The 9,033-nt window shown below is 69.2% G+C and carries 6 protein-coding genes; 4 read left to right on the top strand and 2 right to left on the bottom strand.

From position 1 onward, the window contains the following. Nucleotides 1–2 precede the first annotated feature (2 nt). Entirely contained in the window at nucleotides 3–1,616 is a 1,614-nt protein-coding gene (locus tag Q0L11_RS12570) for a right-handed parallel beta-helix repeat-containing protein (RefSeq protein ID WP_296597654.1), read from the top strand. Between the two features lie 10 nt (nucleotides 1,617–1,626). Here Q0L11_RS12570 and polA read toward each other — a convergent pair whose 3' ends face one another. Both polA and Q0L11_RS12580 read right to left on the bottom strand, forming a co-directional pair. Continuing rightward, nucleotides 1,627–4,500: a DNA polymerase I gene (gene polA / locus Q0L11_RS12575; protein ID WP_296597656.1), complete on the bottom strand. Its 2,874-nt coding sequence runs from the start codon at nucleotides 4,498–4,500 to the stop codon at nucleotides 1,627–1,629. Between the two features lie 49 nt (nucleotides 4,501–4,549). After that, nucleotides 4,550–5,359 carry an isocitrate lyase/phosphoenolpyruvate mutase family protein gene (locus Q0L11_RS12580; protein ID WP_296597658.1) on the bottom strand — a complete coding sequence of 270 codons (810 nt, stop codon included), beginning with the start codon at nucleotides 5,357–5,359 and terminating at the stop codon, nucleotides 4,550–4,552. A 113-nt stretch (nucleotides 5,360–5,472) separates the two neighbouring features. Between Q0L11_RS12580 and recF the strand changes: the two genes are divergently transcribed. The 3 genes from recF to Q0L11_RS12595 all read left to right on the top strand — a co-directional run. Beyond that, the gene (gene recF / locus Q0L11_RS12585; RefSeq protein ID WP_296597660.1) at nucleotides 5,473–6,615 is read left to right on the top strand and encodes a DNA replication/repair protein RecF; all 1,143 of its coding nucleotides are present in this window, start codon (nucleotides 5,473–5,475) and stop codon (nucleotides 6,613–6,615) included. Nucleotide 6,616: 1 nt separating this feature from the next. Then, nucleotides 6,617–7,312, top strand: a complete 696-nt coding sequence (locus Q0L11_RS12590; RefSeq protein ID WP_296597662.1) for an alpha/beta fold hydrolase — start codon at nucleotides 6,617–6,619, stop codon at nucleotides 7,310–7,312. A 105-nt stretch (nucleotides 7,313–7,417) separates the two neighbouring features. Then, nucleotides 7,418–9,033 (top strand): DNA gyrase subunit B (locus Q0L11_RS12595; RefSeq protein WP_296597664.1); only part of this gene is annotated, 1,616 nt, incomplete at its 3' end.

Genomic DNA, 9,033 nt, shown 5'->3' on the forward strand with positions numbered 1-9,033 from the left:
CCATGATTACCACGGTGACCAGCGCATCGACGCTGCAGAGCGCCTTGTCGAGCGCCAAGGCTGGCGATGTCATCGAACTTGCCAGCGGCAACTACGGCTACATGCGGATCACAGGTCAGAACTTCGCTGACGACGTGACGATTCGCGCGGCGTCCGGCGCCGCTCCGGTATTCAGCGGCCTCAGCGTCAACAGCAGCAGCGGTCTGACCTTCCAGGGACTTGAATTCGCTCGCACGAACGACACCAACTTCGAACTGGCGCACAGCCAGGACATCCACTTCGTCGGCATCAACGTGCATGGCGTGCTGGACGGTAACACCGATACCGATCCGTGGGGCCTCTACCTCTTCGACAATACCAACATCACCGTCGAAGATTCCGAGTTCCATGAGTTGAACTGGGGCATCACCCAGGGCAAGAACGACGGCCTTACGATCCTGAACAACGACTTCCACGACATCCGGGCCCAGGCGGTGCGTGGCGGCGGAAGCTCGAACGTCACGGTCGCCGGAAACGATTTCCGGGACATCTATCCGATCGGCGAGGACCATCCCGACGCGATCCAGTTCTGGACGACCGAAACGACGGCGTCCGCCCACGACATCGTCATCGCCAACAACACCTACGTGCGGGGCGAGGGCCGGATCTCGCAGGGCATTTTCATGCGCGACGAGGTGGGGAACTTGCCCTACCAGCGGGTGACGATCGCGAACAACCTGATCGTGGGCGCCAACTATCACGGCATCGCGCTCGGGCACGCCACGGACGCCAAGATCTTCGACAACGTCGTCGTGGGCTTCACAGACCGGAAGTCGTGGATCCTCATCGGCGACATCGACCGGGTCGTCGCCAGCGGGAATACCGCGAACGAGTATCAGCTCGGCGTGACCACCAATTTCGTCAACACGAACAACGGCGTGATCGCGCTGGCGTCGGACGATGGCGCTGCCGCGATCGCAAAGTTCAACGCCAGGGACCCTCAGCAGCTCGCTTCGGACAAGGTGCTTACGGGCGGCATCGGCCAGGACTCGCTCCAGGGCGGCGCGGGCGCGGACACTATCGTCGACACCGGCGGCTCCAACTATCTGCGCGGCGGTGACGGCTCCGACTCCATCGTCGGCGGCGGCGCGTTCGACGACATCAACGGCAATGCCGGCAACGACACGGTCTCGGGCGGCTCGGGCGCCGACTGGGTCGTGGGCGGCCGTGACAACGACAGCCTCTCGGGCGGCGCCGGCGACGACCTGATCTACGGCAACCTCGGCGCCGACACCTGCGACGGTGGCGACGGCGCCGACACCCTGCGCGGCGGCCAGGACGACGACCTCCTGCTGGGCGGTTCGGGCGCCGACTACCTCTCGGGCGACAAGGGTTCGGACACGATGACCGGGGGCGCCGGGGCCGACGTGTTCCACAGCTTCGGCGACGCTGGCCTCGATCGGATCACCGACTTCAACTACCAGGCGGGCGACCGCCTGCGCCTGGACGCGGGCACCAGCTACACGGTCAGCCAGGTGGGCTCCGACGTCGTGGTCGACATGGTGGGCGGCGGCCACGTGGTGTTGGCCGGCGTCTCCATGAGCACGCTCAACTCCGACTGGATCTTCGCCGGCTGACGACGCGGGGTCAGTGCGCGTCGTCCCAATTGGCGGCGGCGCGCGCTTCCACGACCAGAGGCACCGAGATTTGCAGCGCCGGCTCGGCCGCGCGCTCCATGATCCTGCGCGCCACCGCGATGACGGCCTCGGCCTCGGCTTCCGGCGCCTCGAATACCAGTTCGTCGTGCACCTGCAGCAGCATCTTCGCCGTCAGGCCCGCGTCGCGCAGCGCCTCGGGCATGCGGATCATCGCCCGGCGCATCACGTCGGCCGCCGCGCCCTGGATCGGCGCGTTGATCGCCGCCCGGTCGCCGAAAGCCCGCTCGGCCTGCGACTTGCCCTGCGCCGCGGGGATGTGGACCTTCCGACCGAAGATCGTGGTGACGAAGCCCTGGCTGCGCACCTGCTGCTGCATGCGATCCATGTAGGTCCGGATGCCGGGGAAGCGCTCGAAGTAGGTCTTGATATAGGCCCCGGCCTCCTCCCGCGGGATGGAAAGCTGGTTGGCGAGGCCGAAGGCCGAGATGCCGTAGACGATGCCGAAGTTGATCGCCTTGGCGCGCCGCCGGGTCTCGGCCGGCATGCCCTCCACCGGTACGCCGAACATCTCGGAGGCGGTCATGGCGTGGATGTCCAGGCCGTCGGCGAACGCCTTCTTGAGCTGCGGGATGTCGCCGATGTGGGCGAGCAGTCGAAGCTCGATCTGCGAATAGTCCGCGCTGATCAGTACGCGGCCGGGCTCGGCGATGAAGCACTTGCGGATTTTCCGGCCTTCTTCGGTCCGGATCGGGATGTTCTGCAGGTTCGGGTCCGACGACGCGAGGCGCCCGGTCGTGGCGGCCGCGAGGCTATAGGACGTGTGGACGCGGTTGGTGATCGGGTTGATCGCCGCGACCAGATTGTCGGTGTAGGTGCCCTTCAGCTTCGACAGTTGCCGCCAGTCCAGCAGGATGCGCGGCAGTTCGTGTCCCTGGGCGGCGAGGTCCTCCAGCAGCGAGGCGTCGGTGGACGCGGCCCCCGTCGCGGTCGTCTTGCCGGACGCGATGCCCATCTCCTTGAACAGGATGTCGCCGATCTGCTTGGGGCTGCCCAGGTTGAACGGGCGGCCCGCCACCCGGTGCGCCTCGGCCTCCAGTTCGGCCATCCGGACCGAGAAGTCGTTGGAAAGCTGCCGCAGCCGGTCGGGATCGACCTTGATCCCGGCCAGCTCCATCTCGACCAGCACCTGCGGCATTGGCCGCTCGACCGTCTCGTAGACCGTCGCCAGCCGCTCGTGCGCGAGGCGCGGCTTCAGGTGCTCCCAGATGCGCAGGGTCACGTCGGCGTCCTCCGCCGCGTAGCAGGTCGCTGCGCCCAGTTCGACGTGCTTGAAGCTCTTCTGCGCCTTGCCCGCGCCTGCGACCGTCTTGAACGAGATCGGCTCGTGGTCGAGCAGCCGCTTGGACAGCTCATCCATGCCGTGGCTCTTGTGCAGGCCGCCCTCGAGCGCGAACGAAATCAGCATGGTGTCGTCCATCGGCCCGACCTGCACGCCGTGCCGGGCGAGGACCGCCATGTCGTACTTGCCGTTCTGGGCGACCTTCAGCACCGCCGGGTCCTCGAGGAGCGGCTTGAGACGGGCGATGGCCTCGTCGAGCGGGATCTGGGTGAGGTCGGACGGCGCGTCGAGCTGCAGCCCGTCCTCGCTCTCGTGGCCGACGGGGATGTAGCAGGCCTGGCCGGGGGCGACCGCCAGCGAAACGCCGCACAGGTTCGCGCTGGAGGACGACAGGGCGTCGGTCTCGGTGTCGAACGCTACGGTCCCGGCGGCGTAGGCCTTGGCGATCCAGGCGTCGAGCGTCGCCAGGTCGCGTACGCAGACGTAGCCGTTCACGTCGATGGGGCCATGCTGCGGCCGGACCGGCGCCCGCGTCTCGGGCGCGGGCGTGGCGGCGACGGTGATGCCGCCCCCGGCGGCCGGCGTCTTGCCGTCGCCGATCCGCTTGGCCAGAGTGCGGAACTCCATCTTCTCGAGGAAGGCCTGCAGCTCCTCGGGGTTCGGATCGTCCACCGCCAGCGCGTCGATCGGCTCGGGGAGGGGTGTGTCGCAGTCGAGCTGCACGAGCTGGCGCGACAGGCGGATCTGGTCGGCGAACTCGATCAAGGTCTGGCGGCGCTTCTCCTGTTTGATCTCGCCCGCGCGGGCCAGCAGCGTGTCGAGGTCGCCGTATTCGTTGATCAGGGCGGAGGCGGTCTTGATCCCGATGCCCGGCGCGCCCGGCACGTTGTCCACCGAGTCGCCGCACAGGGCCTGGACATCCACCACCTTGTCGGGCGCGACGCCGAACTTTTCGAAGACCTGGTCGATGCCGATCTTCACGTTCTTCATGGTGTCGAGCATGAAGACGCGCTCGCCGACGAGCTGCATCAGGTCCTTGTCGGACGAGACGATCATCACCTCGCCGCCCATGTCGCGGACCTTGCACGCGTAGGCGGCGATCAGGTCGTCGGCCTCGTAGCCGGGCAGCTCCAGGCAGGGCACGCCGAACGCCTTGGTCGCTTCCCGCACCAGCGGGAACTGGGGCACCAGGTCCTCGGGCGGCGGCGGGCGATGGGCCTTGTACTTGTCGTACAGCTTGTTGCGGAATGTCTGCTCGGAATGGTCGAACACCACGGCGAGGTGCGTCGGCGCCTCGGCCGACGTCTTCATGTCGACCAGCAGCTTCCAGATCATGTTGCAGAAGCCCGACACCGCCCCGATCGGCAGGCCGTCCGACTTGCGCGTCAGCGGGGGCAGCGCGTGGAAGGCCCGGAAGATGAAGCCCGAGCCGTCCACCAGGTAGAGCCGGACGGCCGGCCCGTCCTGGGTGTTCGGCCGGTCGAGGTCGGGAAGCGGCGGCGCGGCGTCGAGGATGTCGGTCATGGCCCCAAGATAGGGCCGGGCGTGCGCGAGGTCACCCGGCCTCGGCGCATCAGGCGAAGCGCTGCTGCAGGTTCGGCGCGCCCTCGCCGGCCTTCGCCAGCGCGTCGGGGTCGCCGTCGCGCAGATAGGCCGCCACCGCCCGCGCCATGGCGGCATAGGCCACGCGGAACGGGTTGGTGGCCGAGCTGAGCCGTCGCACGCCCAGAGACTGCAGTTCGGCCGCCTTGGGCACCCCCGTCCAGCCCATGACGTTCAGCGGCCGCCGGATGGCCGCCGCGAGGCGCTGGATCGTCGCCGGATCGGCCACGCCGGGCACGAAGATTCCGTCCGCGCCCGCCTCGGCGTACAGCGCCGCCCGCTTCACCGATTCCTCGTAGGCGGCTTCCCCCTGCGCCAGGCCGCGCAGGTAGACGTCGGTGCGCGCGTTGATGAAGAGCGGCATGCCCTGCTTTTCCGCCTGGGCGCGGACCGCGGCGATCTTCCGGGCGTGCAGCGCGGGGTCCCGGCCGCCGTCCTCGATGTTGATCCCCACGGCTCCGGCCTCGATTACGCGCGCGATGTTGGCCGAGAGCTGGTCCAGGTCGTCGGTGAAGCCGCCCTCGATGTCGGCGGTTACAGGCGTGTCGCCCGCCGCCTTTGCGGCCGCGGCGATGGTGGCGATCACCAGGTCGATCGGCAGCACGTCGCCGTCGGCGTAGCCGTACGCCCAGGCCACCGCGGCGGACGACGTGGCCACTGCCTGCGCGCCGGCGTCGGCCATGATCGCCGCGCTGGCGGCGTCCCAGGCGTTGGGCAGCACCAGCACCGCGGGCCCGTCATGCAGCTTACGGAACTGTCCGGCTTTCGCGGTCTGGCTCATGGCATGCCCCTGAAAAATCGCACCGCGGCTGCATATGGGGTGGCTGCTGACAACGTGCTGGCGGCATCCGGACTCAATGGGCGCCGGCCCGCGAAACCGGCTAAGACCCGCCGGTGACCGCCACCGCCCTCACGCGCCTCGCCCTGACCGACTTCCGGTCGTACGCCTCGGCGGAGCTTGCCCTCGACGGGCGGCCGGTCTGGCTGGCCGGGCCGAACGGGGCCGGGAAGACCAACCTGTTGGAGGCAGTCAGCTTCCTGATCCCTGGCCGCGGCCTGCGCGGGTCCAGCCTGTCGGAAGTCGGCCGCCGGATGCCGGGGGAGACGGTCGGGCGCGCCTGGGCCGTCGCGGTCACGATCGGCGGCGACGGCGAGGAGACCCGCCTTGGCACCGGCGTCGAACAGGCCGGCGCCTCGCGGCGCGTCGTCCGCGTGGAGGGCGAGCCCGCCCCGCCCGGCCGCCTCGCCGAACACGTCCGTCAGGTCTGGCTGACCCCGGCCCAGGACCGCCTGTTCCTGGAGGGCGCCGCCGACCGCCGCCGCTTCTTCGACCGCCTGGTCTTCGCCGCGGAGCCGCAGCACGCCGCGCACGTCCAGGCCTACGAGAAGGCCCTGCGCGAGCGGATGCGTCTGCTTACCGACGGCCCGCCGGACCCCGCCTGGCTGGACGCGCTGGAAGCCCGCCTCGCCGAAGCCGGCACGCTGATGGCTGAGGCTCGCGCCCGCACGCTGGCCGCTCTCTCCGCCGAGATCGCCACCCGCGGCGAGCGGCCGTTCCCCCTCGCGCGCCTGTCGCTGACCGGCGACTGGGAGCGGATGGCCGGGGAGGGCGCGGAGTTCGCCGAGATCGAAGGGCGCCTGGCGCGCGCCCTGGCCGGCGCCCGCGACCGCGACGCCGCCGCGGGTCGCGCCCTCACCGGCCCGCACCGCGGCGACCTCTCGGTGATCCACGACGAGAAGGACCGCGCCGCCGCCGAATGCTCCACGGGCGAGCAGAAGGCCCTGATCCTGAACCTCGTCCTCGCCCAGGCCGCCCGCCTGGCCCGCGCCGAGGGCCAGCCCGCCCCGATCCTGCTGCTGGACGAGGTGGCCGCCCACCTGGACGCGCGCCGCCGCGCCGCCCTGTTCGACGAGATCGAGGCGCTGGGCCTGCAGGCGTTCCTGACCGGCACCGACGAGATGCTGTTCGAGGGCATGGCGGGTCGCGCCCAGGGGTTCCAAGTGGATGCCGCCGGCCTCACACCGGTGGGCGGCTGACATGGCGCGCTTCGCCCTCGTCCATAGCCCGTTCGTGGGGCCCGTCTCCTGGCGGGCGCTCGCCAAGACGATGCCCGAGGCCGTTGTCGTCGACTACGGCGGCGTGCGCGGGCCCCGCTGGTACGGAGACGTGGCCGAGGCGGTGTCGATCCAGGCTGGCGAGGCGCCCTTCGTCGCGGTCCTACACAGCGGCGCCGGCGGCTTCGCCCCGGCCATTGCGGCGGAGGCCGGCGAGCGCCTCTCAGGCGTGGTCTTCCTCGACGCGGTGCTGCCCTATCCGGGCGTGAGCTGCCTCTCGACCGCGCCCGAGCCGCTGGTCGCCCACCTGCGCAGGATCACGACGGAGGGCCGCCTCGCCGCCTGGAACCGCTGGTTTCCCGAAGACCCGACGCCGACGATGATCCCAGATGCGGCCCTGCGCGAAGCGTTCGTCGCCGACCTGCCGCGCACGCCGTTCGGCTTCCTCGAAGCCGTGTGTCCGGCCGACGCGTGGGAGCATCTTCCCGCCGCCTACGTCCAGCTCAGCCAGGGCTATGCGGCGACCGCCGCCAAGGCCGAGGCTCGCGGCTGGCCGGTCCTGCGCGCAGACCTTCACCACCTCGCCATGGCCAGCGATCCGGAAGCGGTGGCGAACCTCCTCCGCGACGTCGCGGCGCGCCTGGAAACGCGTGCAGAATCAGCCGGGAACCCTATATAGAAGGCATTGAATTTAGGCTCCGCGCCAAGCGCGGTCGCCCGACCCACAGGCGCTCCGGATCCACGGGGTCCGAACCTCGAAACAGGCGCCTAAGCTGGACGCAAGATGAGCGAAGAAAACGAGACGAACGGCGCGGCCGAATATGGCGCGGAATCGATCAAGGTTCTCAAGGGCCTGGACGCGGTGCGCAAGCGGCCGGGCATGTACATCGGCGACACCGACGACGGCTCGGGCCTGCACCACATGGTCTACGAGGTGGTCGACAACGCCATCGACGAGACCCTGGCCGGCTATGCGTCGCGGGTCGAGGTGATCCTGAACGCCGACGGCTCGTGCACGGTCACCGACGACGGCCGCGGCATCCCCACCGACATCCACGAGGGCGAAGGCGTCTCGGCGGCCGAGGTCATCATGACCCAGCTCCACGCCGGCGGTAAGTTCGACCAGAACTCGTACAAGGTTTCGGGCGGCCTGCACGGCGTGGGCGTGTCGGTGGTGAACGCGCTCTCCGATTTCCTGAAGCTGAAGATCCACCGCAACGGCGAAGTCCACGAGATGGAATTCCGCCGCGGCGACGCGGTCTCGCCCCTGGTGGTCACCGGCGTCTCGCCCAAGCGCGACAACGGCGAGTTCCTGACCGGCACCGAAGTCACCTTCATGCCGTCGACCGAAACGTTCTCGTTCATCGAGTTCGACCGTAAGACCCTGGAGCACCGCCTGCGCGAGCTCGCCTTCCTGAACTCGGGCGTGACGATCTGGCTGAAGGACTTCCGCGAGGCCGAGCCCTTCGAGGAAGTAATGAGCTACGAAGGCGGCATCGAGGCCTTCGTGCGCCACCTCGACAAGGCCAAGACCCCGCTGATCAAGACGCCCATCGTGGTGCGCGGGCGGAAGGACAACGTCGAGCTGGACCTGTCGCTCTGGTGGAACGACGGCTACCACGAGAACGTCCTCTGCTTCACGAACAACATCCCGCAACGCGACGGCGGAACCCACCTGGCGGCGTTCCGCTCGGCCCTGACCCGGATCATCACGAACTACGCCGAGACCTCGGGCACGACGAAGCGCGAGAAGGTCTCGGTCTCGGGCGAGGACGCCCGCGAAGGTCTCACCTGCGTCCTGTCGGTGAAGGTGCCCGATCCGAAGTTCTCGTCGCAGACCAAGGACAAGCTGGTCAGCTCCGAAGTTCGCCCGGCGGTCGAGAACCTCGTCAACGAGGGCCTGTCGACCTGGTTCGAGGAGCACCCGAACGAGGGCCGGATGATCGTCCAGAAGATCGCCGAGGCCGCCGCCGCCCGCGAGGCCGCGCGCAAGGCCCGCGAACTGACCCGGCGCAAGTCGGCGCTGGACATCACCTCGCTGCCCGGCAAGCTGGCCGACTGCTCCGAAAAGGACCCGGCCAAGTCCGAGATCTTCCTCGTCGAGGGGGACTCGGCTGGCGGCTCGGCCAAGCAGGCGCGCAACCGCGAGAACCAGGCGATCCTGCCCCTGCGCGGCAAGATCCTGAACGTCGAGCGCGCCCGCTTCGACAAGATGCTGTCTTCGGAACAGGTCGGGACGCTGATCACCGCGCTGGGCGCCGGAATCGGCCGCGACGACTTCAACATCGAGAAGCTGCGCTACCACAAGATCGTCATCATGACGGACGCCGACGTCGACGGCGCCCACATCCGGACCCTGCTGCTCACCTTCTTCTACCGGCAGATGCCGGAGGTGATCGA

The organism is Phenylobacterium sp. (assembly GCF_024508875.1).
GTDB lineage: Bacteria > Pseudomonadota > Alphaproteobacteria > Caulobacterales > Caulobacteraceae > Phenylobacterium.